This window comes from Streptomyces sp. NPDC048389 (genome assembly GCF_040706335.1).
Classification (GTDB): domain Bacteria; phylum Actinomycetota; class Actinomycetes; order Streptomycetales; family Streptomycetaceae; genus Streptomyces.
In genome coordinates this window covers 1-23646 of sequence record NZ_JBEZKP010000078.1, presented here as the reverse complement: position 1 = coordinate 23646, position 23646 = coordinate 1, and the positions used below count along the sequence as shown (strand labels likewise).

The 23646-nt window shown below is 71.9% G+C and carries 22 protein-coding genes, 1 pseudogene and 1 riboswitch; of the genes and pseudogenes, 14 read left to right on the top strand and 9 right to left on the bottom strand.

From position 1 onward, the window contains the following. Positions 1 to 117: 117 nt before the first annotated feature. The 8 genes and pseudogenes from AB0903_RS32165 (at position 118) to AB0903_RS32130 (ending at position 7743) form a co-directional block, all read left to right on the top strand. Positions 118 to 522, top strand: a complete 405-nt coding sequence (locus AB0903_RS32165) for an ATP-binding protein (protein ID WP_366708278.1) — start codon at positions 118 to 120, stop codon at positions 520 to 522. 12 nt (positions 523 to 534) lie between these two features. Continuing rightward, positions 535 to 870 (top strand): STAS domain-containing protein, encoded by a 336-nt coding sequence (locus AB0903_RS32160; protein ID WP_366708277.1) that lies wholly within the window; start codon positions 535 to 537, stop codon positions 868 to 870. 159 nt (positions 871 to 1029) lie between these two features. Next, entirely contained in the window at positions 1030 to 1482 is a 453-nt protein-coding gene (locus tag AB0903_RS32155) for a hypothetical protein (RefSeq protein WP_366708276.1), read from the top strand. A 167-nt stretch (positions 1483 to 1649) separates the two neighbouring features. Further along, positions 1650 to 2936 (top strand): annotated as a pseudogene (locus AB0903_RS32150) (cellulose-binding domain-containing protein); the annotation flags it as partial. A gap of 409 nt (positions 2937 to 3345) precedes the next feature. After that, positions 3346 to 3503, top strand: a riboswitch (cyclic di-AMP (ydaO/yuaA leader). Between the two features lie 4 nt (positions 3504 to 3507). Then, positions 3508 to 4314 (top strand): LysM peptidoglycan-binding domain-containing protein, encoded by an 807-nt coding sequence (locus AB0903_RS32145; protein WP_366708275.1) that lies wholly within the window; start codon positions 3508 to 3510, stop codon positions 4312 to 4314. Positions 4315 to 4920: 606 nt separating this feature from the next. After that, complete coding sequence (locus AB0903_RS32140) at positions 4921 to 5493, top strand: hypothetical protein (RefSeq protein ID WP_366708274.1); 573 nt, start codon at positions 4921 to 4923, stop codon at positions 5491 to 5493. Positions 5494 to 5597: 104 nt separating this feature from the next. Continuing rightward, positions 5598 to 6662: a right-handed parallel beta-helix repeat-containing protein gene (locus AB0903_RS32135; RefSeq protein WP_366708273.1), complete on the top strand. Its 1065-nt coding sequence runs from the start codon at positions 5598 to 5600 to the stop codon at positions 6660 to 6662. 52 nt (positions 6663 to 6714) lie between these two features. Further along, entirely contained in the window at positions 6715 to 7743 is a 1029-nt protein-coding gene (locus tag AB0903_RS32130) for a methyltransferase (RefSeq protein WP_366708272.1), read from the top strand. A gap of 74 nt (positions 7744 to 7817) precedes the next feature. On the opposite strand, the gene AB0903_RS32125 is transcribed toward AB0903_RS32130, so the two are convergent. The 7 genes from AB0903_RS32125 to AB0903_RS32095 form a co-directional block, all read right to left on the bottom strand. Next, on the bottom strand, positions 7818 to 8141 hold the full coding sequence (locus AB0903_RS32125; RefSeq protein WP_356899018.1) for a TcmI family type II polyketide cyclase: 324 nt from the start codon (positions 8139 to 8141) through the stop codon (positions 7818 to 7820). A gap of 38 nt (positions 8142 to 8179) precedes the next feature. Continuing rightward, a complete protein-coding gene (locus AB0903_RS32120; protein ID WP_366708271.1) occupies positions 8180 to 8671 on the bottom strand; it encodes an SRPBCC family protein in 492 nt (163 codons plus the stop codon). A 1-nt stretch (position 8672) separates the two neighbouring features. Continuing rightward, complete coding sequence (locus AB0903_RS32115) at positions 8673 to 8930, bottom strand: acyl carrier protein (protein WP_366708270.1); 258 nt, start codon at positions 8928 to 8930, stop codon at positions 8673 to 8675. Between the two features lie 17 nt (positions 8931 to 8947). Continuing rightward, positions 8948 to 10207, bottom strand: coding sequence for a ketosynthase chain-length factor (locus AB0903_RS32110; protein WP_366708269.1), 1260 nt, complete (start codon positions 10205 to 10207; stop codon positions 8948 to 8950). Further along, positions 10204 to 11469 carry a beta-ketoacyl-[acyl-carrier-protein] synthase family protein gene (locus AB0903_RS32105; protein WP_366708268.1) on the bottom strand — a complete coding sequence of 422 codons (1266 nt, stop codon included), beginning with the start codon at positions 11467 to 11469 and terminating at the stop codon, positions 10204 to 10206. Before AB0903_RS32105 ends, AB0903_RS32110 begins: the two co-directional genes overlap by 4 nt. Continuing rightward, entirely contained in the window at positions 11466 to 11906 is a 441-nt protein-coding gene (locus AB0903_RS32100) for a cupin domain-containing protein (RefSeq protein WP_366708267.1), read from the bottom strand. The genes AB0903_RS32105 and AB0903_RS32100 overlap by 4 nt, the downstream gene beginning before the upstream one ends. A gap of 121 nt (positions 11907 to 12027) precedes the next feature. After that, positions 12028 to 13152, bottom strand: a complete 1125-nt coding sequence (locus tag AB0903_RS32095) for a SchA/CurD-like domain-containing protein (RefSeq protein ID WP_366708266.1) — start codon at positions 13150 to 13152, stop codon at positions 12028 to 12030. Between the two features lie 268 nt (positions 13153 to 13420). Here AB0903_RS32095 and AB0903_RS32090 point away from each other — a divergent pair, with 268 nt between their 5' ends. Then, entirely contained in the window at positions 13421 to 15115 is a 1695-nt protein-coding gene (locus AB0903_RS32090) for an FAD-dependent monooxygenase (protein ID WP_366708265.1), read from the top strand. A 36-nt stretch (positions 15116 to 15151) separates the two neighbouring features. Here AB0903_RS32090 and AB0903_RS32085 read toward each other — a convergent pair whose 3' ends face one another. Then, positions 15152 to 15832, bottom strand: a complete 681-nt coding sequence (locus tag AB0903_RS32085; protein ID WP_366708264.1) for an adenosylcobinamide amidohydrolase — start codon at positions 15830 to 15832, stop codon at positions 15152 to 15154. A gap of 272 nt (positions 15833 to 16104) precedes the next feature. On the opposite strand from AB0903_RS32085, the gene gdhA reads away from it, so the two are divergent. Then, positions 16105 to 17466 carry an NADP-specific glutamate dehydrogenase gene (gdhA, locus tag AB0903_RS32080; RefSeq protein ID WP_366708263.1) on the top strand — a complete coding sequence of 454 codons (1362 nt, stop codon included), beginning with the start codon at positions 16105 to 16107 and terminating at the stop codon, positions 17464 to 17466. Positions 17467 to 17586: 120 nt separating this feature from the next. Here the strand turns inward: gdhA and AB0903_RS32075 are convergent, their stop codons facing one another. Next, a complete protein-coding gene (locus AB0903_RS32075) occupies positions 17587 to 18771 on the bottom strand; it encodes a zinc-dependent alcohol dehydrogenase (RefSeq protein ID WP_366708279.1) in 1185 nt (394 codons plus the stop codon). A gap of 391 nt (positions 18772 to 19162) precedes the next feature. On the opposite strand from AB0903_RS32075, the gene AB0903_RS32070 reads away from it, so the two are divergent. The 4 genes from AB0903_RS32070 to AB0903_RS32055 form a co-directional block, all read left to right on the top strand. Next, positions 19163 to 20122, top strand: coding sequence for an NAD-dependent epimerase/dehydratase family protein (locus tag AB0903_RS32070; protein WP_366708262.1), 960 nt, complete (start codon positions 19163 to 19165; stop codon positions 20120 to 20122). Positions 20123 to 20215: 93 nt separating this feature from the next. Further along, positions 20216 to 21898: a carbamoyltransferase C-terminal domain-containing protein gene (locus AB0903_RS32065; RefSeq protein ID WP_366708261.1), complete on the top strand. Its 1683-nt coding sequence runs from the start codon at positions 20216 to 20218 to the stop codon at positions 21896 to 21898. 32 nt (positions 21899 to 21930) lie between these two features. After that, positions 21931 to 22998 (top strand): glycosyltransferase, encoded by a 1068-nt coding sequence (locus AB0903_RS32060; protein ID WP_366708260.1) that lies wholly within the window; start codon positions 21931 to 21933, stop codon positions 22996 to 22998. Then, positions 22995 to 23646 (top strand): HAD-IIIA family hydrolase (locus AB0903_RS32055; RefSeq protein ID WP_366708259.1); only part of this gene is annotated, 652 nt, incomplete at its 3' end. The genes AB0903_RS32060 and AB0903_RS32055, both read left to right, overlap by 4 nt.

Here is a 23646-nt window from a genome sequence, read left to right as displayed (position 1 = left end):
CTTCAGTACCGGCCGGACACCCTCGACGGCTTCATAGCCGGAACCGGCCTGGCCCTCGACGATCCAGCGTCACCCTAACGAGCCGAAGTCAGTAATGGTGCACGAGGTCGAGGTGACATGGAGCCAGGTTCCTTGGAGTTGCCCTCCGACATAGCGAGTGTCGAGGCTGCTGCGGCGTGGGCTGAGAAGGTCTGCATGGCCTATGGGCTGAGTGAAGATGAGCAGTACCGCCTTGGACTCACGGTCAGGGAAGCCGTCGCCAACGCGGTGCTCCATGGCAACCGCCGTGACCCGGCCAGACATGTCCGGCTCAGCTCGGAGCTGCGTGGAGGGCGGTTGCGGGTAACCGTCGGCGACGAAGGGGACGGCTTCGACCGGCCCGAGGCGACCGGCGACGTCAACCTGACGTCTTCTGGCCGGGGGCTTGTCCTGATCGACCATGTCACCGACCACTACGACATCGTGTGCCGAGACGACCCGCCGGGGACCGATGTGGTCCTGGTGTTCGATACGACCACGTAAGGACGCAGATACATGGAGATCACCTCCCGCCAGATCGGCGATGTGACCGTACTCGACATGAAGGGCAAGATCACCATCGGTGTCGGGGATATCAGGCTCCGTGAGGCCATCGCTGAGGCCCTGGAGGGCGGCGCGACGAACATCCTGCTCAACCTGGAGGGTGTCAGCATGGTCGACAGCTCCGGGATCGGCGAGCTTGTCTCGGGCTACACGACCATCACCAACCGCGGCGGGAGGCTCAAGCTGGTCAACCTGCCCCCGACGGTCAATGACACCCTGCAGGCTACCCAGCTGATCTCGGTCTTTGAGGTCTTCGACAGTGAGCAGGAGGCTGTGGCCAGCTTCTGATCCGAGTCCGCCTCGACGGGGACGGCGCTGCCCAGCCGGCCCGTCGGGGTGCTCGGGCTGGTCGTGGGCAGCAGCCTGCGGGAGCAGATCGTCTGACGGAGCCGATCGGTTCCCTGGTTCCCGCTCACCGGGGCCGGGCGGCCTTCTACGATCCGATGCATGGGTCCCGAGGTGCTGGAACGCATCACCGCGCGGCGCGCGGAACTGGACGAACTCGAAGAACATCTGGCCAAGCAGTTAACGCGGGTGCGGGCCGAGCGCGACGAAATCGCCGTCGCCGAACGGGTCCTTGAACGGGTGAGCGAACAGATCGCCGGCGAACGTGCCTCGGCCGCACCGACGCCCGGGCACGTGGGCGGACGGGCGGTGACGCTGATCCCGCACCGCACGTCAGAGGTGGAGGAGACCACACTCCCGCCGGACTACCAGCGCATCCTCGCCATCGTGCGGCAGGTCGCCGGACCGGTCATGACCCGGCAGGTCGGCGACGCGCTCGGGGTGGACGTCAGCGTGCGGGCCAAGCTGGAGCCACTGCGCGGGAGGCTGGTCAGACTCGCCGATCGCGGCTGGCTGCGGAAACTGCCCGACGGCTGGCTCACCACCCGCCTATGACCGGGGACACTGCCGCCCGGAACTGTGCGACGCGAGCGTAACCGGGGTGCCCCCGGCGGCCGTTGGAAATGTGTGACGAAAATCAGAGAACGCGCCGAGGACACCTGTCCGCTTGTCTACCAGTGCCGTCTGCCGCTGACATCCTGGCCCACCTGCGCGCCGCCGGCCTCGCCGACCTCGTCAGCCCGCCGTCGGGGGCGCCCCTGCTCAGCGGGCTTCTCGACATCGGCGGCTTCCGCCATACCGACCTCGACGCCGTGCCCGAGAGGATGTTCACCCGGCCGACCATGTCGGCGACCACCGGTCTGGACTTCGCGGAGGCCGCTCCCGACACCGTCGTACGGGTCGGCAACGCCGACGCCGCCCCGCACATCGCCTTCTCCACGGACAACGGCGCCAACTGGTTCCAGGGGTCGCAGCCCGCGGGGGTGAGGGGCGGCGGCACGGTTGCCGCCGCGTCGGACGGCAGCGGCTTCGTCTGGAGCCCGGACGGCGCCGGTGTGCACCGCACCACCGGCTTCGGCAGCTCGTGGACGGCATCCAGCGGCATCCCGGCAGGGGCGATCGTCGAGTCCGACCGCGAGAACCCGAAGAAGTTCTACGGCTTCAAGGCCGGCACGTTCTATGTGTCGGCCGACGGCGGCGCCACCTTCACCGCCGGGGCGTCCGGACTCCCGGAAGAGGGAAATGTCCGCTTCAAGGCGGTTCCCGGTGTGGAGGGAGACGTCTGGCTCGCGGGCGGCACGGCGGACGGGACGTACGGGATGTGGCACTCCACGGACTCCGGAGCGACCTTCGTGAAGGTCTCCGGCGTGGACGAGGCGGATGCCGTCGGCTTCGGCAGGGCGGCGGCCGGCGCCTCGTACCAGACGCTCTTCGCCAGTGCGAAGATCGGCGGTGTCCGCGGCATCTTCCGCTCCACGGACGCGGGGGCGAGCTGGACGCGGATCAATGACGACGCACACCAGTGGGGCTGGACCGGGGCGGCGATCACGGGCGACCCACGGGTCTTCGGCCGGGTGTACGTGGCCACCAACGGGCGCGGCATCATCTACGGCGAGTCGTCGGACGGGGACGGTGGCGGCAACCCGGGCCCGGGTCCGGGCCCCGGCCCGGAGGAGCCGCCCGCGGGCACCGGCTGCAGGGTGACGTACACCATCACGAACGAGTGGTCGGGCGGCTTCCAGGCCGATGTGACGCTCACCAACACGGGTGACGCGGCTCTGGACGGCTGGGAGCTGCGCTGGACCTTCCCCGACGGGCAGAAGGCCGGACGGATGTGGAACGCCACCCACCGGCAGACCGGGGCCGAGGTGACGGTCGGCAACGTCTCCTGGAACGGCACGGTGGCCGCCGGTGCTTCCGTGGGCTTCGGCTTCACGGGGGACTGGTCGGGTGAGAACGACAGCCCCGACGCCTTCACCTTGGGGGGCGAGGGCTGCACCGTCGGCTGAGACGGACCGCGGCCGGCACCGCGGGGTTCCCCGGCCTGCGCCGGGAGCCTCGCGGTGCTTTGGTGTAAATGTCCGTTATGAATAATTTGGCCGAACTGTACTGAAGGTGAATTCCGGGCGATTGTTGCGAGTTGGCGCAGGGGAGACGGTCGGGCGGGGCCCGCGGTTGCGCGACCGGCCCGTGATGTCAGTCACCTGGCGCTGAGCAACGGCAATGTCACTCGACCCCCCACTCCCCTTGGGCGAAAGGGGGTTTGAGTTTCTTGACGCGGTAATGACAATAGGAAATCACCCCTGCGGAACCGCCTTTCGGATTGTGATCCACAATTCGGCACTTGTTTCGCCGGGACGCTCTCGCTTACGGTCACCGTCAATCCGGGTGGACCGCCGAATCCTGCCGCCGTCCGGAAACCAGACCGCAACGACTCACGTACGGCAGGAGCGGGGGAACCAGGTAAGCCGCCGATCCGGAATACGGAACGGCTCGGGGTGAAGTCGCATTCCCGTGCGGCCGGGCATCTCCAGCCCGAACCCGACAGCTCACCTCGCAGGCGACGGAGAGGAATTCACCATGCCCACAGAGGGTAAGCACCGTCGTACCAGGGCCCGTTCGCTGACCCGCGGAATCATCGCCGTGAGCACGGGCGGCGCGGCCCTGGCCCTGCCGCTCATCGGCGCCACCGCTGCTCAGGCCGCTCCCGCGGCACAGCCGGCCGCCGTGACCGCTCCGGCCGCCGCCGAGAAGTCCGACCCCGTCGTCTATTCCGTGGTCGCCGGCGACTCCCTTTCCAAGATCGCCGCCGCGCATTCCCTCGACGGCGGCTGGAAGCAGCTCTACAAGGACAACCGGAAGGCTGTCGGCGACAACCCGTCGCTGATTCACCCGGGCCTCGAGCTGACGATCGGCGCCGCCTCCGAGGCAGAGGCGAAGGCCGCGCCCAAGAAGGCCGACCGTGCCGCCGAGACCGACCGTGCGGACCGCTCGGAGCGGAAGAGCGCGCCGGTGGCCAAGGCCACTGCGGTGAAGACGGAGAAGGTCGCCGCGAAGCCGGCCTACGCCGACAACCTCGACGGCTGGATCAAGGAATCGCTGGACATCATGGCCCAGCACGGAATTCCCGGAAGCTACGAGGGAATTCACCGCAACATCATGCGGGAGTCCTCCGGCAACCCGATGGCGATCAACAACTGGGACATCAACGCCATCAACGGCACGCCTTCGAAGGGCCTGCTGCAGGTCATCCAGCCGACCTTCGACGCTTACCACGTCCCCGGCACGTCCTACGACCTGTACGACCCGGTCGCCAACATCACCGCCGCGTGCAACTACGCCGCCGACCGGTACGGCTCGATCGACAACGTGAACGGCCCTTACTAGACAGAACCTGCGCGACGGCTGATCCGTCGCCCTCGGTTCACCGGGCCGGTGCCCGGGGCGCGCCCCACGCGCCCCGGGCACCGGCTTTGCCGTGTCCGGCCGTTCGAACACATGGAACGAGGAGAGCCGCGGCGCGACGGCGGCCCCCACACCGCACCATCGCATGCACGGTCTCGTCGGCCGTCCGGCCACGGCGACCGCACTGCCGGCGGCGCGACGGTCCTGAGCGCGTCGGCCGGCGCCACCAGCCGGTTGCACCGCTTCGGCGGCCGCACCGCGCGCCGTCCGGCCCCGTCGCCCCGCGGAGCGCCACGGCCACGGCCCCGCCGGCCGGTACGGCACCGACCGCGCCGACGCCGACCGGTGCCAGGCCGTACCGGGACCGGCCGATGAACGCTCACACCCGGGCGAAGCCCGCGAGAAGGTCGCCCCGCGGCGGCGTGGATTTCCGTGTGGGCGTCGGACACCCGGTGTCCGCAGTCATGGCCGGAGGCTGCGACGATCACCCGGCCGGACGGCGGGGATCGGGCGCCCGACCACGAGTTCCGGCGCGGGGTCCGGCGGACGCATTGGTCTCGTACGGCTTCGTCGTCCATACTGCCCGCCGTGGAGCAGCAGATAGATCCGAAGCCGAAGATCGACATCGCCGTGGGGACGGACCCGGCGTTCGTGCCGGGCCTGACCGGGCCCCCGCCTGCAGTGAAGGAGGGGAACGAGGAGGCCGGCAAGAGGTCCGCCGCCGAGCCGGAGGGCAAGAAGCCGGAGCCGGCGGCAGCCGGCGCCGCCGAGTCGGACACCACCACGGGCGCCGACGCCGACACCCGCAGCGATTCGGACGCGCAGGAAGAAGCGTCGAAGGAAGCGGCGTCGAAGGAGGCAGCGTCGAGGGAGGCGGCGGACGGCCCCGCCTTCGAGGTCAGTGACCGCCGTGGGTCGATCGCCGCCGACCGGTCCGGTATCCGCTTCACCCTGGACGACCAGGAGGCGGAATTCGCGTGGGACGAGATCGGGGCGGTCGAGGTGAAGCCGGCCCGCTTCGGGCGCCGGTTCGCCGTCACCGTCCATGTGGCGGCCAACCGCTGGTTCAACGCGGACGTCGAGGCGCCGGCCAGGGGGCGCCTCAAGGAGTGGACCGAGGAGCTGGACGCGGTTCTCGACGTCTACTTCGAAGACGCCTGAATGCCGCACTGAGGGCTGCAGGGCCACGTCTGGGTGGGCGCGACACACACCCTCCCAGGCGTGGTTTGTGCCGATTCGGCCGCGAATGTGCATAGCTTCGGTTTATGACAAAGCGACAAATGACCCTGCTCGGATGCGCGGCTCTGCTCGCCGTGTCCGGCCTCGGCGCGGCGGCCCCCGCCCGCGCCGCCGTCACCCACCAGGTACTGCCGGGCGAGTCCATCCAGGCCGCCGTGGACGCCGCGCAGCCCGGCGACACGGTCGACATCGCCGCCGGTACCTTCACCGAAAGCGTCCGGATCACCACCTCGGACCTGACCCTGCGCGGCGCGGGCAGCCGGACGGTGCTGAAGCCGTCCCCGACCGCCGCGAAGGCCGGCTCCTGCGCGGCCGCCGGCAACGGCATCTGCGTGCTCGGCACCGAGAAGCAGCCCGTCGAGGGCGTCGGGATCGAGTCCCTGACACTCAGTGGTTTCGCGAAGAACGGCGTCTGGGCCGCCTGGACCGACCGGCTGACGGTCCGGCAGGTGACAGCCGAGAACAACGGCACCTGGGGCATCGCCCAGGAGCGGTCCACCCGGTCGGCCCTGCGCAGCAACCTCGTACGGGGCAACGGCGACGCGGGCATCTTCGTGGCGAACACCGTCAGCGAGGAGGCCGGGGCCACCGACACCATGGGCACGGTCGTCTCCGGCAACCTCATGGTCGACAACCGCATCGGCACCACGATCCGCCGGGTGCGGAACCTGACGGTCCAGGCCAACGAGATCACCGGCAACTGCGCGGGCGCGTTCCTCGTCGGTGACGAGACCACCCCGCGCGCCGGCAAGCTGACGGTTCGTTACAACCGCGTGCACGAGAACAACAAGCACTGCGACAAGACCGCGCGGCTGCCCGAGATCCAGGGCACCGGCCTCGTCCTCACCGGCACCGAGGAAACCCTGGTGGAGCGGAACGTGATCCGCGGGAACGTGGGCGCCGCCCCGATGTCCGGCGGGATCGTGCTCTTCAAGTCCATCGTGGGCGCCGCCGGCACCGACAACGTCATCAGGAACAACGTGGTCCTCGGCAACGGGGCCGCCGATCTGGCCAACCGCGACACCAACGGCACCGGCAACCTCTTCGCCGGAAACATGTGCCAGTCCTCCGAGCCCGCGGGCCTGTGCTGACCGCCCGGACGGAGCCGACCGGCCCCGGCCCCTCACGAAAGACCGATGCCGCATGACCACTGCAAGCGCAACCACCCCGCCTGCGATGCGGATGCGGGAGCTCGTCTTCGGCGCCGCCTGTGCCGCCGCCCTGCGCGCGGCGGCCCGCCTGGGCGTCGCGGACGCGCTCGGCGAAGCACCGGCGACCGCGGCTGAACTCGCGGCGGAGGTGAAGGCACAGCCCAGGGCCCTGAAGCGGCTGCTGCGCGCCCTGACCTGCTACGGGATCTTCGAGGAGGACGAGGACGGCAGGTTCGTCCACACGGAGATGTCCCGGCTGCTGCGCGAGGACGACCCGCACAGCCTGCGGGACATCGCCCTGTGGTGCACGGAGCCGTGGACGTGGGACGCCTGGCCGCTCCTCGACCGGGCGGTCAGGTCCGGCGGCAGCGTCTTCGCCGACCTGTACGGCAAGGAGTTCTTCGACTACCTCCATGCCGACGCGCCGGAGTCGGCGCAGGTGTTCAACCGGGCGATGACCACCTCCAGCACCCAGTCGGCGCGGGACGTCGCCGAGGTCCTCGACCTCGACGGCGTGAAAACGGTCGCCGACATCGGTGGCGGCCAGGGCCATGTCCTGGCCGGACTGCTCGAGAAGCACCCGCATGTCCGGGGCACGCTGCTGGATCTGCCCCGTGTCGTCGCGGCCGCCGATCCGCGGCTGCGCGAAGGCGGCTCGCTCGCCGACCGGGCCGAGATCGTCGCCGGCGACTGCCGGCAGGCCATGCCGGTCTCCGCCGACCTGTACGTCATCAAGAACATCCTGGAGTGGGACGACGAGAGCACGCGCAGGACGCTGGCCAACATCATCGCCGCGGCTCCTCCGGGCGCCCGGGTGGCGGTCATCGAGAACATCGTCGACGACACCCCGTCATGGAAGTTCACCACCGCGATGGACCTGCTCCTGCTCCTCAACGTGGGAGGTGCCAAGCACACCGAGGAGAGCATGATCAGCAGGATGACGGACGCCGGTCTGGTCGTCGGCGACGTCCGCCCCGTCAACGCCTATCTGCATCTCTTCGAGAGCGTGGTCCCCGGCTGAGGCCGCGCCACGGGCAAGCCGTCGGCCCCGCGGGCAACCCGCGGGGCCGACGGCTGTCGGCCGACCGGAACCGGTCAGTCGCTCTGCCACGAGTAGAACTGCTGGGCCATCGCGTCCTTCGGGCTCCGCCAGGTCTGGGGGTCGTACGGACTGACGAAGGCGGAGAGCCGCTCGCTGATGCCCCGGAACTCCGGGTGCTCCGTCAGCTTCGCGATCGCCGGGCCCGGCGGGCGGTCCGACTCGATCAGGTGCAGATAGACGTCGCCGAACTGGAAGAGGCTGCGCCGCTTCACCCCGACGAGATGCGGCAGTTCACCGCTGTCGGAGGCCGCGAACACGTCGGCGATGTCGGGGGCGGAACCCGGGGCCATCCGGGCGACGATCAGGGCGTGGTGCATCGGGGCGTCCCTTCGGATGCCGTCACAGGACCGGGCGTTCAGAGCGCGTCGACGGACGCGGTGTCCTTCGTCTCCCGGCCGTGCCGGGCGCGCTGTTCGATCTTGTTGCGGATGAGGTCCATCTGGATGGGGGAGTTGCGGTCGATGTTGGCCGTCATCCACTCGTCGTCGACCGGCGCGTCGGGCTTCATGGCGAAGTCCTGCGTCCAGCGCATCCGGACACCGCGCGGGGTCTGCTCGTACTCCCAGCGGATGTTCATGTACTGGAAGGGGCCGGTCTCGACGCGGCGGGCGGTGACCGTGAGGGCCTCGCGGTCGGCGACGCGCTCGGACACCCAGCTCCAGACCCGGCCGTTCTCGTCCGGGTACATGGTCAGCCGGAACTTGGTCCGGTTGCCTTCGCGCTCCAGCACCTCGACGGAGGCGTACTCGCTGAACAGCTGCGGCCAGTGGTCGAGGTCGTTGGTCACGTCCCACACCAGGTCGAGCGGGGCGTCGATGGTCACTTCGTTCTCGGTGTGTCCGGGCATGTCAGGCTCCAGCCATCAGTGAGTTGTTGACGAGGTCGAGGAACTCGCGCGGGGTCTTGCAGCGGTCCGCGTCGGGCGGCAGGGGCCGGGCGTACCGGTTCTCCAGCTCGCCGACGATGCCGAGCAGGCCGAGCGAGTCGAGGCCGTAGACCTCGAAGGGTGTGTCGGGCCGCTGCTCCATCTCGTCGGGGTCGACGGTGATGCCGGCGCCCTTCTTCATCAGGGCGGCCAGCTCGGTGATGTTCAGCCGATCGGTCATGGCGACGTTCTCCTTACCTACGAGGGGGTGTCGGCGCCGCGCCTCAGCACGAGCGCCGAGTTCGAACCCATCAGTCCCCGGCTCAGTACCAGGGCCGTGCGCAACTCGGCGGGCCGGGCGGTCCCGGTCACCAGGGCCAGGTCGTGGCACACGTCGTGGACATGGGGGGTGGGCGGCACCAGGCCGTGCTCCAGGGCCAGCACCGCGGCGGCCGAGTCGAGGACCGGAGCCCCGCAGTACGCCCGGCCGGTTCCGGTCTTGGGGGCCGTCACCGGCACCCGCGAGCCGTGCGCGCCGAGCGCGTCGGCGATCGCCAGCGCCTCGGCGCGGTCGGCCTCCGGCAGACCCAGCGCGTCCGCGAAGACCACGTCGACCTCCTCGGGCGCACAGCCCGCGGCGTCCAGTGCTCCGCCGATCGCGCGCGCCAGTCCTTCGCGCGACTCCTCCCAGCGGGAGGCCCCGGTGAAGGTGGCGGCGTGCCCCGCCACGGTCGCGCGGACCCTGGCGCCCCGCCCGCGGGCGGTCTCCTCGTCCTCGACGACGAGCATGGCGCCGCCCTCGCCGGGTACGAAGCCGCACGCCTGCGGTGTGAAGGGCCGGTAGGCGCGGTCCGGGTCCTCGCAGGTGCTGAGCTCCCGGTAGCCGAGCTGGCAGACGATCGAGTACGGGGCCAGCGGTGCCTCCGCCGCGCCGACGACGACGGTCTCCGTGCCCCGCCGTACGGCGCCCGCGGCGTGCGCGAGGGCGTCGAGACCGCCGGCCTCGTCGCTGGCGACCACACCGCAGGGGCCCTTGAAGCCGCCGCGGATGGAGATCTGCCCCGTGCTCGCCGCGTAGAACCAGGCGATGGACTGGTACGGGCCGACATAGGTCGACCCCTGCCCCCACAGGCGCTGCAGCTCGCGCTGGCCGAACTCGCCGCCGCCGGACCCGGCGGCCGTGACCACACCGACGGCGAACGGCTTCTCGTCGTAAGCGCCGCCGGTGATGCCCGCGTCGGTCAGCGCCAGGTCGGCCGCGGCCATCGCGAAGTGGGAGAACCGGTCGGTCTGGACGAGGAAGCGCTGCTCGACCATCGACTCGGGGTCGAAGCCGCGGACCTCGCCGGCGATCCGCAGCGGCAGATGTCCGCAGCCCTCGCGGGTGACGTGGTCGAGGACGCTGATGCCTTCGACGGTCGATTTCCAGAACGTCTCCGCGCCCACTCCGTTGGGGGCGACGACGCCGATGCCGGTGACGACAGGGGGCCGTCCGCGGCGGTTGCCGTGGCTCATCATGCACTCCCGCCTGGTCGGGTGAGGACGACCGCGGACTGGAAGCCGCCGAAGCCGCTTCCCACCGACAGCACGCTGCGCAGCTTCAGAGAGCGGGCGGTGCGCGGCACGTAGTCCAGATCGCACTCGGGGTCGGGGGTCTCGTAGTTGGCCGTGGGCGGCACCACCTGCTTGTCCAATGCCAGCACGCAGGCGACGAGTTCGATCGCGCCGATGGCTCCCAGCGAATGGCCGACCATCGACTTGATCGAGCTCATCGGCACCTTGTACGCGTGCTCCTTGAGGGACCGCTTGACCGCGGCCGTCTCGTGCCGGTCGTTCTGCTGGGTGCCGGAGCCGTGGGCGTTGACGTAGTCGATGTCCGTCCGGTCGAGCCGGGCGTGGTCCATCGCGTCGTCGATCGCCCGGGCCATCTCCAGTCCTTCACGGGTGAGACCGGTCATGTGGTGCGCGTTGCCGTAGGTGGCGTAGCCGCCCACCTCGCAGTACACGCGCGCACCGCGGGCCCGGGCGTGCTCCAGCTCCTCGAGGACCAGCACGGCGCCGCCCTCGCCCATCACGAACCCGTCGCGGTGCGCGTCGAAGGGGCGGGAGGCGTGTGCCGGGTCGTCGTTGTTGGGAGAGGTCGCCTTGATGGCGTCGAAGCAGGCCACGGTGATCGGGGAGATCGGTGAGTCGGACGCGCCGGCTATGCAGACGTCGGCCCGGCCCTCCTCGATGCTGTGGAAGGCGTAGCCGATGGCGTCGAGACCGGAGGTGCACCCCGTGGAGACCGTCTGCACGGGCCCCCGCGCGCCGATCTGTTCGGCCACCTCGGAGGCGAGTGCGCTGGGGGAGAAGGCGCGGTGGAGATGGGGCGCCGCCTCGCTGTGGTCCACGTCCCAGCGCCGGCCCTTGCTGCTGACCCGCACGTAGTCCTGCTCCAGCCGGGTGGTGCCGCCCACGGCGGTCCCCATCGACACGGCGGTCCGCCACGGATCCGGTGTCGCCCCGTCGAGACCGGCGTCGGCCATGGCCTCCCGGGCGGCGACCAGGGCGAACTGCACGTAACGGTCGGCGCGTCGGGCGTCCGCGGCACCGAGTCCATGCGCCTGCGGATCGAAGTCGACCTCGGCGGCTATACGTGAGCGGAATCCGGTCGGATCGAACAGCGTGATCCCTCGGGTCGCCGTCCGCCCGCTCGACAGCAGGTCCCAGAACGCCGGGGCGCCCACACCTCCGGGTGCGACGATGCCGACGCCGGTCACCGCCACACGCCGGGTCACGACACCGACCCCGTTCGCTCCGGCGGCCGCTGCGCACCGGCGTCCTCCGCCGCGGGGGTCTCCTCCGTGTCGACGTGGCCGAGCTCCGGCCGGGGTGCCAGCGGGCCCAGGTGGAAGACCATGCGGGCCTGGGTGCTGCCCACGTTGCGGAACCGGTGCCGCACGTAAGGGGGGATGAGCAGGCCCTGGTCGGGACGGATGGCGAACGGCTCGCCGTCCAGGTCCACTTCGAGTTCACCGGCGACGACGTACACGAACTCCTCCGAGTACGGGTGGTAGTGCTCGCCGATACGGTCGCCTGGCTCGACGAGCGCCAGCCCCATGAAGCCGCTCGTGGCGCCCACCGCGGTGGGGGTGAGCATGGCGCGCAGATCACCCCCGCGCCTGCGGTTGGGCTGGGTCTCGCTCAGGTCGACGATGCGATGGGTCGTGGTCATGACTGGTTCCTCCACAGGGCCTGGGCCCTCTCTTTCCGGCGCGCGGGCTCCGGGGTCCCGCACGGCCGCCGGGCTTCGGGGTGTCGCACGGCTGCCGGCGGCCGATGGCCGGCTGCGCCGTTCAGCGGGCACGACGGTCGGTGATCAGGCGCATCTGGGCGCTTTCGAGCAGTCGGATGACCGCCTTCTCGTCCGAGAGCGAGTCGTCGATGCCGAGCGCTTCGGTGTCCAGCAGCCGCTCCAGTACGCCGGCCTTGCGCAGGCCGTGCGTGCCCATGGCGGCCGCCGGGTCGGAGTCGAGGGGCCCTCGTACGTCGACGAGCCGTACCACGATGTCGTCGCGCTGGAAGACGGTGCTGCTCTCGACGTGGCACCCCGCGCTCTCCGCGGCCGCCTCGTCCTGGCCGGCCAGCAGCTTGGCGAGCGCCATGCCGCACCCAGACTTGGCGGGGTAGAGGAGCGCGTGCCGTTCCCGCCGCCCCTGCTCCTGTCCCGGCGGAGCCAGGTGGTGCACCGCGGGCAGGGCGGCGCGGGTGAAGAACAGCCGTGCCGACTGCGGGTCGTCCAGGTTCCGGTCCTGCTCCAGATACGGGTTGATGGCCTCCTCGACCGCCCTGACCTCGGGCTGCCGGGCCACGTGCCGCAGCGCCGCCAGCAGGTCGCCCTCCACCTCCACGGTCCGCACGACGCGGTTGCCGTGCATGAACAGCGTGGTACGGCGCAGCCGGGTGGTGTCGTCGACCTGCGCCTGCGGCGAGGTGTAGCCGGAGAGGATCTCGGCAACGGTCTCCTCGCTGCCGGGCTTGACGGTGAAGGTGAGGGCGTGGCGGACCACACCGTCACCCACCCGGGGCGAGGGCTGCAGGCCCCCGGGCTTGTGCGCGGGGGACTGCGGCGCGTGCGCACCCGAGGTCTCGCGCAGGACGCTGAAGCGCAGCGAGCGTGTGTCGCGCACGCAGTCGTGCAGCGGCCGCACGGTCTCGACGTGCTCCTCGCTGTTCACCCAGGCCAGGAAGGGCGGTGCGCTCTCCCATTCACTGGTGATGAGCCACTGTGACGGGTTCTCGATCGACTGGCACAGCTGGTCGCTGAGGTGTCCCGGAACGGCGGCCACCTGGTTGCGCATGTGCTCGTACGCCGTGAGGAAGCGCTGTTGGGCGCCGTCCTGGAGATCAAGCAGCAGTACGACCCGGAGCCGGGAGCCGTCGAATGCAGACTGAGACACACGTTCGGACAGCATTGTCATGTTCCACGCATCTCCTTGTCAGTGAGGCCGCCTGCGGCACGAGCGCCGGCCCTCGGGGGATCCGAGCGTGAAGATCCGGCGTATGCGGACGGCAATCCACCTTTGACGCGATGTGGTGGTCCGGCTCCGATCCTGTGTCGGTAACACGGGTGGCGCGAGATCTGTGCACCACGCGAGTGAAGGGGCGGGGCGAAACCCTCGCGCGCGGGCAGGAAACGCGGGCATGGACAAGGCCACATTCCCACCGGCGGTTGGAGCTGGAGCACTCATGGAAGACAACGCCGAACAACATCGCGTACCGGTCCTCATCGTGGGCGGCTCCCTGGTGGGGCTGTCCGCATCCCTGTTTCTGGGCCGCCTCGGCGTCCGGCACATGCTGGTCGAGAAGCACGCGGGCACCTCGGTCCACCCGCGCGGCCGGGGCAACAACCTGCGGACGATGGAGGTGTTCCGCTCGGCGGGGGTGGAGGAACGCATCCGCGCGGCGGCGACCGTACTGGCCGGCAACCACGGCATCCTGCAGACGCCCGAACTCGCCGCGCCGGACGCCGGTGAGTGGCTGGTCAGGCAGATCGACGAGAAAGGCCCGCCGACCCACCGTCTCAGCCCCTCCGCATGGTGCGTGTGCAGCCAGAACGACCTCGAGCCCGTGCTCCTCCAAGCCGCCGTCGAACAGGGTGGCGATCTGCGCTTCGGCACCGAACTGCTCTCCTTCGAGCAGGACGCCGACGGCGTCACCGCCGTCGTTCGCGACCGCGCGACCGGCCGGGACGGCACGGTCCGCGCCGACTACCTGATCGCCGCGGACGGGCCCCGCAGCCCCGTGCGTGCGCGGCTCGGCATCGGGCAGACCGGTCCCGGCGACCTGTTCCACAACGTGAGCATCACCTTCCGATCCCGCGGGCTCGCCGAGATCGTCGGCGACCGCCGCTTCGTCGTCTGCTACCTGACCGGCCCCGACGCGGAAGGCGCGCTGCTCCCGGTCGACAACGCGGAGGTCTGGGTCTTCCACGCGCCCTGGAAGTACGACAGCGGTGAGACGCTCGAGGACTTCACCGACGAGCGCTGCGCCGACACCATTCGCGCGGCGGTCCGTGCCCCCGGCCTGGACGTCACGATCACCGGCAAGGCGCCGTGGCACGCCGCCGAACGCGTGGCCGAGCGCTACGGGCAGGGCAGGGTCTTCCTGGCGGGCGACTCCGCGCACGAGATGTCGCCGACCGGGGCCTTCGGCTCCAACACCGGAATCCAGGACGCACACAACCTCGCGTGGAAGCTCGCCGCCGTCCTCGACGGCACTGCCGGGCCGGCTCTGCTCGACACGTACGAGGCCGAGCGTCTGCCGGTCGCGCGCGCCACCAGCGCCCGAGCCTCCGCCCGGTCGCTGGAGCACAGCCATCCCGGCTACGAGCCGGCGCCCGGTGCGGCGGCCGGGCTCGGGGGGCCGAGGGGCGGGCTGCTGCCCGTCGTGCTGGGCTACCGCTACCCGCGGGGCGCGGTCCTCGGCACGGATCCCGAACTGCCCGTCGTGCCCGAGAAGATGGACCTCTCGGGCGCACCCGGCACCCGGGCCCCGCACATGTGGCTGCGCCGGCCGGGCGGTGGAGGCCGGCTGTCCACGCTGGACCTCTACGAGCGGTCCTTCGTCCTGCTGACCGGCGCCGGTGCCGGCGGCAAGGACTGGTACGCGGCGGCGGAACTCGTCGCCGGGCGGCTGGCCGTGGTCATCGACACCTACCGGATCGGGGAGGGCCCCGAGGCCGACCTGACCCCCGAGGCGGGCGGGGACTGGGCCCGTGTCCACGGCACGAGCCTCGACGGCGCGGTGCTCGTCCGCCCCGACGGCTTCGTCGCCTGGCGGGCGGCGGCCCCGGACCGGGACGCGGACCTGGACCTGGACCCGGACGCGGACCGGGAGGCGGCGCTGTTCACGGCGCTGACGTCGCTGCTGCGGAGGGGGTGACCGGGGGCCGCCACTCGGCGCTGCGCCCGGCGCGCGTCAGTCGCACCCGGACCGTCGGCACGCCGCGTACGCCGCCCGGTGCACCGCCCGTGCCAGCCGCGCACCCCACACCGACCGCGGCCCCGCGAAGGGTTCCGCGTCACCGGACCCCCCGGGCCGCAGCGCCGCGACGCACACCGCGTCCGTGGGGGTCCCGGACGCGTCGAGGCCGAGGTCGCGCAGCGCCTGGACCTTGGCCTCCGTCGCAGTGGCGACCGCGTTGACCAGGGCGGCGTCGGACAGCGCGACGGGGACGGAGACCACGATGCTGATGGTTCCGGCCACGGGCGGCCCCGCTTGCCCGGGGGCGGGCACGGCCGCCCGGCCGCGGACGCCGACGCCCGCCGTCACCAGGGCTTCCACGCCGCCGTCGGAAGCGTGGCACGGATCGCCCACCGGCGCGGCGGTCATCAGACCGACGCCGGGCCCCGACACCCCGGCGGACGCCGCGAGCCGGGCGAGACGGGCGGCCGGGTCCAGGCGGCGGTAGCCGGGCGGGACCTGCGCGTTGAGGACCCACGCGCGTTCGCCGATGCCGCCGCCGAGCAGGGCGCTGGAGACCATGCGCCGCTCCTCGCCCGGGACCCACAGCAGCATCGGCCACCTGCCGCCGTCCTCCTGACGGGACAGCAGGGGCAGTCGGGACAGGCCGGCGAGGTCGGGAGCGGCGACGAGCATGCCGCACCCTGACCCGCGCCGTCCGGCCCGCCACCGCGGGTGCGCCAGGGGTGGTGCCGGCACCGCCGACGTGGCTTCCGGCACGCCTACGGGCCGGTCGGCGCCGGGCGGCCGGTGTACGACACACTGAGGGCCGACGAGTTCGGCAGTGCCGCCACGACCCGACCGAAGTGAACGGCGGACGGGTGCCCGGCCGTACTCGTCGCAGCAGCGACATCCGGAAGGCCGTCGCCGCGCACCGGCCGTCATCCCGCGTCAGGGCAGGAAGGGACATGCTTGTGACACCGTCATCCCCGAAGGACCGGCTTGCTTCGCTCCGCGCCGAGCTCGAGCGGCGCAATCCGGCGCAGCCCGAATTCCACCAGGCGGCACGGGAGGTGCTCGACACCCTCGCGCCCGTGTTCGCCGCGCGCCCCGAGTACGCGCAGGCGGGAATCGTCGAGCGGCTCTGCGAGCCGGAGCGGCAGGTCATCTTCCGGGTGCCCTGGCAGGACGACCGCGGCGCCGTCCACGTCAACCGCGGCTTCCGCGTCGAGTTCAACAGCGCGCTCGGCCCCTACAAGGGCGGGCTGCGCTTCCATCCCTCGGTGAATCTCGGCGTCGTGAAGTTCCTCGGATTCGAGCAGGTCTTCAAGAACGCCCTGACGGGCCTCGGTATCGGCGGCGGCAAGGGCGGCAGCGACTTCGACCCGCGCGGCAGGTCCGACGACGAGGTCATGCGGTTCTGCCAGTCGTTCATGACGGAACTGCACCGGCACATCGGGGAGCACACCGACGTACCGGCCGGTGACATCGGCGTCGGCGCGCGCGAGATCGGCTACCTGTTCGGCCAGTACCGCCGCATCACCAACCGCTGGGAGGCCGGGGTCCTCACCGGCAAGGGACAGAACTGGGGCGGGTCCGCGATCCGCACACAGGCCACCGGCTACGGCAGCGTGCTGTTCGCGGCCGAGATGCTGAAGACGCGTGGCGAGGACCTCGAAGGCCAGACCGCCGTCGTCTCCGGCTCCGGCAACGTCGCCCTCTACACCGTGGAGAAGCTTCTGCGCAGCGGCGCCCACCCCGTCACCTGCTCCGACTCCGCCGGATACGTCGTCGACGAGAAGGGCATCGACCTCGAACTGCTCAAGCAGGTCAAGGAGGTCGAGCGGGCCCGCGTCAGCGAGTACGCGGCGCGCCGCGGCGGCTCCGCGCGCTACGTCCCCGGCGGCCGGGTCTGGGACGTGCCGGCCGACCTGGCGTTCCCGTCCGCCACGCAGAACGAGCTGGACGAGCAGGACGCGATCACCCTCGTGCGCAACGGCGTCAAGGCCGTCGCCGAGGGCGCGAACATGCCCACCACCCCCGAGGCGGTCCGCGTGCTGCAGGAGGCGGGTGCCGCCTTCGGACCCGGCAAGGCGGCCAACGCGGGCGGCGTGGCCGTCAGCGCCCTGGAGATGCGCCAGAACGCGGCCCGCGACAGCTGGCCGGCGGGCCGCGTCGAGGCCGAACTCGCCACGATCATGCGGGACATCCACCAGGTCTGCCACGAGACCGCCGACCGCTACAGTGCCCCCGGCGACCTGGTGACGGGCGCCAACATCGCGGGGTTCGAGCGGGTCGCCGACGCGATGCTCGCCCAGGGGCTCGTCTGACGACCTGCCGCCCGGCGGGGTGTTCCGGGGATTTCGGGCACGGAGAGCACCGGGTTTCCGGGCATGGAGGACTCCGGGCACAGAGCACTCCGGGCTTCGGGGCACGGAGAGCTCCAGGGGTCAGGGTGTGAAGAGCACCTTGACCGCCCCGTCGCGCTTCTTCTGGAACATCTCGTACGCCTGCGGCGCCTCGGCGAGCGGCATGCGGTGGGTGGCGAACCGCTCGACGCCCAGCGGATCGCCGTCCGCGACGAGCGGCAGCAGGTCGTCCACCCACCGCCACACGTTGGCCTGCCCCATCCGCAACTGCACCTGCTTGTCGAACATGGTCAGCAGCGGCATGGGGTCGGCCATCCCGCCGTAGACGCCGGAGAGCGAGATCGTGCCCCCGCGGCGTACGAGCTCGATCGCCAGATGGAGCGCGGACAGGCAGTCGATGCCCACGCGCTCCATCATCCGGGCGGCGAGCGTGTCGGGCAGCAGGGTCGTCATCTGCTGCGCGCCCTTGGCGACGGGGGCGCCGTGGGCCTCCATCCCGACGGCGTCGATGACGGCGTCGGGACCGCGGCCGTCGGTCAGGTCGCGGACCGCGTCCACGATCTTGTCGCCGTACTCCTCCATGTCCAGGGTGTGCACACCGTGCTCCCCGGCCCGCGCGAGGCGTTCGGGCACCAGGTCGATGCCGATGACCAGGCCCGCGCCGCGGTGCGCGGCGACCCGGGTGCACATGTCGCCGATCGGGCCGAGGCCCAGCACCGCCACGGAGCCCCCGGACGGCGCGGCGGCGTACTCGACCGCCTGCCAGGCGGTGGGCAGCACGTCGGACAGGTAGACGAACCTGTCGTCCGGCGGGCCGTGGGGGACGCTGATGGGCAGCGTGTTGCCGAACGGGACGCGGAGGTACTCGGCCTGGCCGCCGGGCACCTGCCCGTACAGCCTGGTGTAGCCGAACAGCGACGCGCCCTTGCCGTGGTCGCGCACCTGTGTGGTCTCGCACTGCGAGTGCAGGCCCTGCCCGCACATGGAACAGGTGCCGCACGAGACGTTGAAGGGGACGACGACCCGGTCTCCCACGCTCACGCGGGTGACCTCGGAGCCGACCTCCTCGACGACACCCATCGGTTCGTGCCCGAGGATGTCGCCCTGATCGAGGAACGGCCCGAAGAGTTCGTACAGATGCAGGTCGGAACCGCAGAGTCCGCTGGTCGTCACCTTGACGATCACGTCCGTGGAATCACGGATCTCGGGATCGGGGACGGAGTCCACGCGCACATCGCGCTTTCCGTGCCAGGTCAGTGCTTTCATCATGCCTCCTCGTCCTCGTCCTCGTCCCGCTGCCGGTCGCGGGAGCCGGGTTCGGCCATACCGCGGTGCGCGGCGGTCGCGCTCGGAGAGCTGTTTCGCCGGTTCGAGGCCGATGCCGCTGGACGCCCCGGTGACGACGGCCAGAGGTCTGGCGCCGGTCGTGCCACCGCGGGTACCCACGCCCGGCCCTTTCACCGGGCCCCGCACGCGCCGGAGTCGCTTTCACGCTCAGTGAGTCACTCGAACGCAGTACGTGAACGAGGTGCACCGACCGGGAGCCGTTGACGCTTGTCGAAGGCTGAAGGTCCCCGGCCGCCGGGTCCGGGACCACGCCGCATCGGCGCCGGGGGAGCGAACGCCCGACCGCCCGGCACCGACCGTAGGAGACCGAATGAACGCCGCCTTCTCACGCAGTTGGAAGCACGCCGTCGTCACCGGCGGCGCCGGTTTCGTCGGCTCGCACCTGTGCACGGCGCTGCTGGACTCCGGAGCCGCGGTCACCTGTGTGGACGACTTCACCACGGGCCGGCCGGAGAACATATCCGGGCTGCGCGACCGCCCCGGCTTCGAACTGGTGCGGGCCAGCGTCTGCGAACCGTTCACCGTCGACCGGCCTCCCGACCTGGTGCTGCACTTCGCGTCCCCCGCGTCGCCCGCCGACTATCTGCGGCTGCCGCTGCACACGATGGAGACCGGCAGCCTCGGCACCCGCAACGCCCTGGCGCTCGCTCACGAGTCCGGTGCCCGCTTCCTGCTCGCCTCCACCTCGGAGGTCTACGGGGACCCGCAGCAGCATCCGCAGAACGAGCGGTACCGGGGCAACGTCAATCCCGTCGGGCCTCGCAGCGTGTACGACGAGGCCAAGCGCTTCGGTGAGGCGCTGACCACCGCGCAGGCCGACGCCCACGGCACCGACACCGGCATCGTGCGCCTGTTCAACACGTACGGCCCCCGGATGCGCGGCCACGACGGCCGCGCGGTGCCCACGTTCATCAGCCAGGCGCTGGCCGGTGAGCCGCTGACCGTCACCGGCGACGGCCACCAGACCCGGTCGCTGTGCTACGTCGACGACACCGTGCGCGGCATTCTGGCCGCTGCCGCCCATGGCCTGCGCGGCCCGGTCAACATCGGCAACCCGACCGAGATCACCATGCTCGACCTCGCCCGGCTCGTCGTCGAGCTCACCGGCTCCACCTCCGAGGTCCGCTTCATCGAGCGGCCGACGGACGACCCGGCCGTGCGCTGCCCGGACATCACGCTCGCTCGCGACAAGCTCGAGTGGGAGCCGCGCGTCAGCGCAGAGGAGGGCCTGCTGCGCACCATCGACTGGTTCCGCGCCCACACGGACTGACGATCCGCAGCGAGCGCCCGGACAGCGAACACCGGATCCCCACTCCCTGTGCCGCCGGCCCTGACGCATCCCGTCGAAAGGTCTGTGACCGACATGCGCATCCTCGGAATCAACGCTCTCTTCCATGACCCCGCCGCCGCCCTCGTCATCGACGGCACGACCGTCGCCGCCGCTGAGGAGGAACGCTTCTCCCGGCGCAAGCACGGCAAGCGGCCGGTGCCCTTCGCCGCCTGGGAACTGCCGGAGCAGGCCGCCGCCTGGTGCCTGAAGCGGGCAGGGCTGCGGCCCCAGGACCTCGACGCCGTGGCGTACTCCTTCGACCCGTCGCTCGCCAGGCCGACCGACGCCATGGGGCTCGACGACCCCTGGGACCATCTGCGGCTCGCGTACGCCCGGGAGGCGCCCGGCTTTCTGCAGACCGCGCTCGTGGGGCTGGACGCCGACATCGTGCGCTTCGTGCCGCACCACATGGCGCACGCCGCGTCCGCCGCGTTCGCCGCGACCGACGCCGGCACCTCGTCCGTCCTGGTCCTCGACGGCCGCGGCGAGCGCGCCTCGCACCTGGCCGCCCGCCGGGTCCACGGGCGGCTGGAGGCCCTGCACGCGCAGGATCTGCCGCATTCGCTCGGACTCGTCTACGAGGAGCTGACCGAGCACCTCGGATTCCTGCGCTCCTGTGACGAGTTCAAGGTGATGGCCCTCGCCTCCCACGGCCGGCCGCGGATGCTGGCCGAACTGCGCAGGTACGTCCACCCCACCGGCGACGGCGGCTTCCGGGCCACCGGTGTGCCCTGGCACCAGTTCTGCACTCCCCGCCGCCCCGACGAGGCGTGGACCCAGGACCACGCCGATGTTGCCGCGAGCGCACAGGCCGTGCTCGAGGAGACCATGCTCGACCTGGTCCGCCAGCTGCACGGACAGACCCACGACACTCTGCTGACCCTGGCCGGCGGCGTCGCCCTCAACTGCGTCGCCAACTCCCGGATCGCCCGCGAAGGCCCGTTCTCCCGGGTCTGGGTGCAGCCCGCCGCCGGTGACGCCGGCACCGCCCTGGGCGGCGCCCTGCTGCTGGCGGCCGACGAGGGCGACGACCCGGAACCCATGAACGGTGCCGACCTCGGCCGCGACTGGTCCGACGCGGAGCTCGGCGCCTGGCTGAAGACCGCCGCCGTCCCGTTCGACCGGCCGGCCGACATCGCCGCGACGGTGGCCGAGGCGCTCGCCGACAACGCGATCGTCGCCTGGTTCCAGGGGCGTTCGGAGTACGGGCCGCGGGCGCTCGGCCACCGGTCGCTGCTGGCCCACCCCGGCCACGCCGGCAACCTCGAGCGCCTCAACGACGTCAAGGGCCGCGAGCAGTTCCGGCCGGTCGCGCCGATGGTGCTCGCCGAACGGGCACCCGAGATCTTCGACGGCCCCATGCCCAGCCCGTACATGCTCTTCGTCCACGACGTGGCCCCCGCCTGGCGGGAGCGGATCCCTGCGGTCGTACACGTCGACGGCACCGCCCGTATCCAGACCGTCGACCCGGCCCGCGAGCCGCTGGTGGCCCGCATGCTGCGTGAGTTCGAGCAGCGCACCGGACTGCCGGTCGTCGTCAACACGAGCCTCGACACGGCGGGCAGGCCCATGGTCGACGATCCGCGCGACGCCCTCGAATGCTTCGGCTCCTCGCCCGTCGACCTGCTGGCCATCGGCCCGTACGCCATCAGGCGCGGCGACTTCTTCCGCCACTGCGACGACGCGGACGACGCGGGGACGGGGGCGGCGCGGTGAACGGGAGCGGCGCGGTGAAGGGAAGCGGGGCGGTGAACGGAAGCGGACACCGGCCCCCGCGCTACACGGTGGTGATACCGACCGTCGGCAGGCCCTGCCTGACCGACTGCCTGCGGGCGCTGGCCGCCGCCGGCGGCCCCGGACCGGTCCGGGTGGTCGTCGTCGACGACCGCCGCGGCGCCCCGCGCGCCCCGCTCCCGGTCGAGATCCCGGCAACCCTGCGACCCGTCACCTCACTCGTCCCGGGCCGCGCCCGCGGGCCGGCCGCGGCCCGTAACACCGGGCTGCGGGTCGCCGGGCCCGTGCCCTGGGTCGTCTTCCTCGACGACGACGTGGTGCCCGGGCCCACGTGGTGCGACGACCTGGCCCACGACCTCTCCGCCGCCGGGCCCCGCACCGGCGGGGTCACCGCCCGTATCGAGGTGCCGCTGCCCGGCCACCGCGCCCCCACCGACTGGGAGCGCAACACGGCGGGGCTGGCCACCGCCCGCTGGATCACGGCCGACATGGCCTACCGGCGGGAGGCGCTGGACGCCGTCGGCGGCTTCGACGAGCGTTTCCCCCGCGCCTTCCGTGAGGACGCCGACCTCGCGCTGCGCGTCCAGGCCGCCGGCTGGTCGTTGGCCGCGGGCACCCGTACGACCACCCACCCGGTGCGCCCGGCGGACCGCTGGGTCTCCGTACGCGTCCAGGCGGGCAACGCCGACGACGTCCTCATGAACCGGCTGCACGGCCGTGACTGGTGGCGGCGCGCGGACGCGCCACGGGGGCGCCTGCCCCGCCACCTCGCGGTGACCGCCGCCGGGGCGGCCGCGATCTCCTGCGCCGCGACGGCCAGGCCGGTCACCGCGGCGGCCTGCGCCGCACTGTGGCTGGCCGGGACCGCCGAGTTCGCCTGGGCCCGGATCGCGCCCGGACCGAGGACCCGCGACGAGATCGTCTCGATGGCGCTGACCAGCGTGGCCATTCCGCCCGTGGCGGCCTGGCACTGGCTGGGGGCGCAGCTGCGGCACCGCACGGCACCACCCCTCCGGCCGCCGCTGACGGCCGCTGCCGCCGACTGCGCCGGCCGGCCCGCCGGAGAGGCGGTGCTGCCATGAGCGGCCTTCTCGAGGCCGGGGCCGCCCGGGATCCCTGGCTGTTCCACAGCCCGCCCGCCTCGCGCGGCAGGACGCTGCCGCCCGATGCCGCGGGCCTGCCCGACGCGGTCCTGTTCGACCGCGACGGCACCCTCGTCGTCGACGTCCCCTACAACGGCGACCCGGCGCGTGTGGTGCCGATGCCGTCCGCCGTGGAGGCGCTCGCCGCCGTCCGGGCGCTCGGGATACCGGTGGGTGTCGTCAGCAACCAGTCGGGCGTCGCACGCGGGATGTTGACGTACCGTCAGGTGGCGGCCGTGCAGCGCCGCGTCGACGCGTTCCTCGGACCGATCGACATCTGGGCGGTGTGCCCCCACGGACCGGACGACGGCTGCCGATGCCGCAAGCCCGCGCCCGGCCTGGTGCTCGCCGCCTGCGAAGGGCTCGGCGTGTGCCCGGCGCGCACCGCCGTCATCGGCGACATCGGCTCCGACGTGGCCGCCGCGCTGGCCGCGGGCGCGCGCGGCGTGCTGGTCCCCACCCCGGCGACCCTTCCCGAGGAGATCGCAGCGGCCCCCGACACGGCACCGGACCTGCTCCGGGCGGTCCGCCTCGTACTGGACCCCGCCGCCCGCTGCCGCGGTACCGCGGCCCCCCCCCCCTACCCCC

Bases quoted from the DNA above. Each gene is read 5' to 3' on its own strand.
- AB0903_RS32165 (WP_366708278.1), top strand. From the start codon at position 118: ATGGAGCCAGGTTCCTTGGAGTTGCCCTCCGACATAGCGAGTGTCGAG.
- AB0903_RS32160 (WP_366708277.1), top strand. From the start codon at position 535: ATGGAGATCACCTCCCGCCAGATCGGCGATGTGACCGTACTCGACATG.
- AB0903_RS32155 (WP_366708276.1), top strand. From the start codon at position 1,030: ATGGGTCCCGAGGTGCTGGAACGCATCACCGCGCGGCGCGCGGAACTG.
- AB0903_RS32145 (WP_366708275.1), top strand. From the start codon at position 3,508: ATGCCCACAGAGGGTAAGCACCGTCGTACCAGGGCCCGTTCGCTGACC.
- AB0903_RS32135 (WP_366708273.1), top strand. From the start codon at position 5,598: ATGACAAAGCGACAAATGACCCTGCTCGGATGCGCGGCTCTGCTCGCC.
- AB0903_RS32130 (WP_366708272.1), top strand. From the start codon at position 6,715: ATGACCACTGCAAGCGCAACCACCCCGCCTGCGATGCGGATGCGGGAG.
- AB0903_RS32125 (WP_356899018.1), bottom strand. From the start codon at position 8,141: ATGCACCACGCCCTGATCGTCGCCCGGATGGCCCCGGGTTCCGCCCCC.
- AB0903_RS32120 (WP_366708271.1), bottom strand. From the start codon at position 8,671: ATGCCCGGACACACCGAGAACGAAGTGACCATCGACGCCCCGCTCGAC.
- AB0903_RS32115 (WP_366708270.1), bottom strand. From the start codon at position 8,930: ATGACCGATCGGCTGAACATCACCGAGCTGGCCGCCCTGATGAAGAAG.
- AB0903_RS32110 (WP_366708269.1), bottom strand. From the start codon at position 10,207: ATGATGAGCCACGGCAACCGCCGCGGACGGCCCCCTGTCGTCACCGGC.
- AB0903_RS32100 (WP_366708267.1), bottom strand. From the start codon at position 11,906: ATGACCACGACCCATCGCATCGTCGACCTGAGCGAGACCCAGCCCAAC.
- AB0903_RS32095 (WP_366708266.1), bottom strand. From the start codon at position 13,152: ATGACAATGCTGTCCGAACGTGTGTCTCAGTCTGCATTCGACGGCTCC.
- AB0903_RS32090 (WP_366708265.1), top strand. From the start codon at position 13,421: ATGGAAGACAACGCCGAACAACATCGCGTACCGGTCCTCATCGTGGGC.
- AB0903_RS32085 (WP_366708264.1), bottom strand. From the start codon at position 15,832: ATGCTCGTCGCCGCTCCCGACCTCGCCGGCCTGTCCCGACTGCCCCTG.
- gdhA (WP_366708263.1), top strand. From the start codon at position 16,105: ATGCTTGTGACACCGTCATCCCCGAAGGACCGGCTTGCTTCGCTCCGC.
- AB0903_RS32075 (WP_366708279.1), bottom strand. From the start codon at position 18,771: ATGAAAGCACTGACCTGGCACGGAAAGCGCGATGTGCGCGTGGACTCC.
- AB0903_RS32070 (WP_366708262.1), top strand. From the start codon at position 19,163: ATGAACGCCGCCTTCTCACGCAGTTGGAAGCACGCCGTCGTCACCGGC.
- AB0903_RS32065 (WP_366708261.1), top strand. From the start codon at position 20,216: ATGCGCATCCTCGGAATCAACGCTCTCTTCCATGACCCCGCCGCCGCC.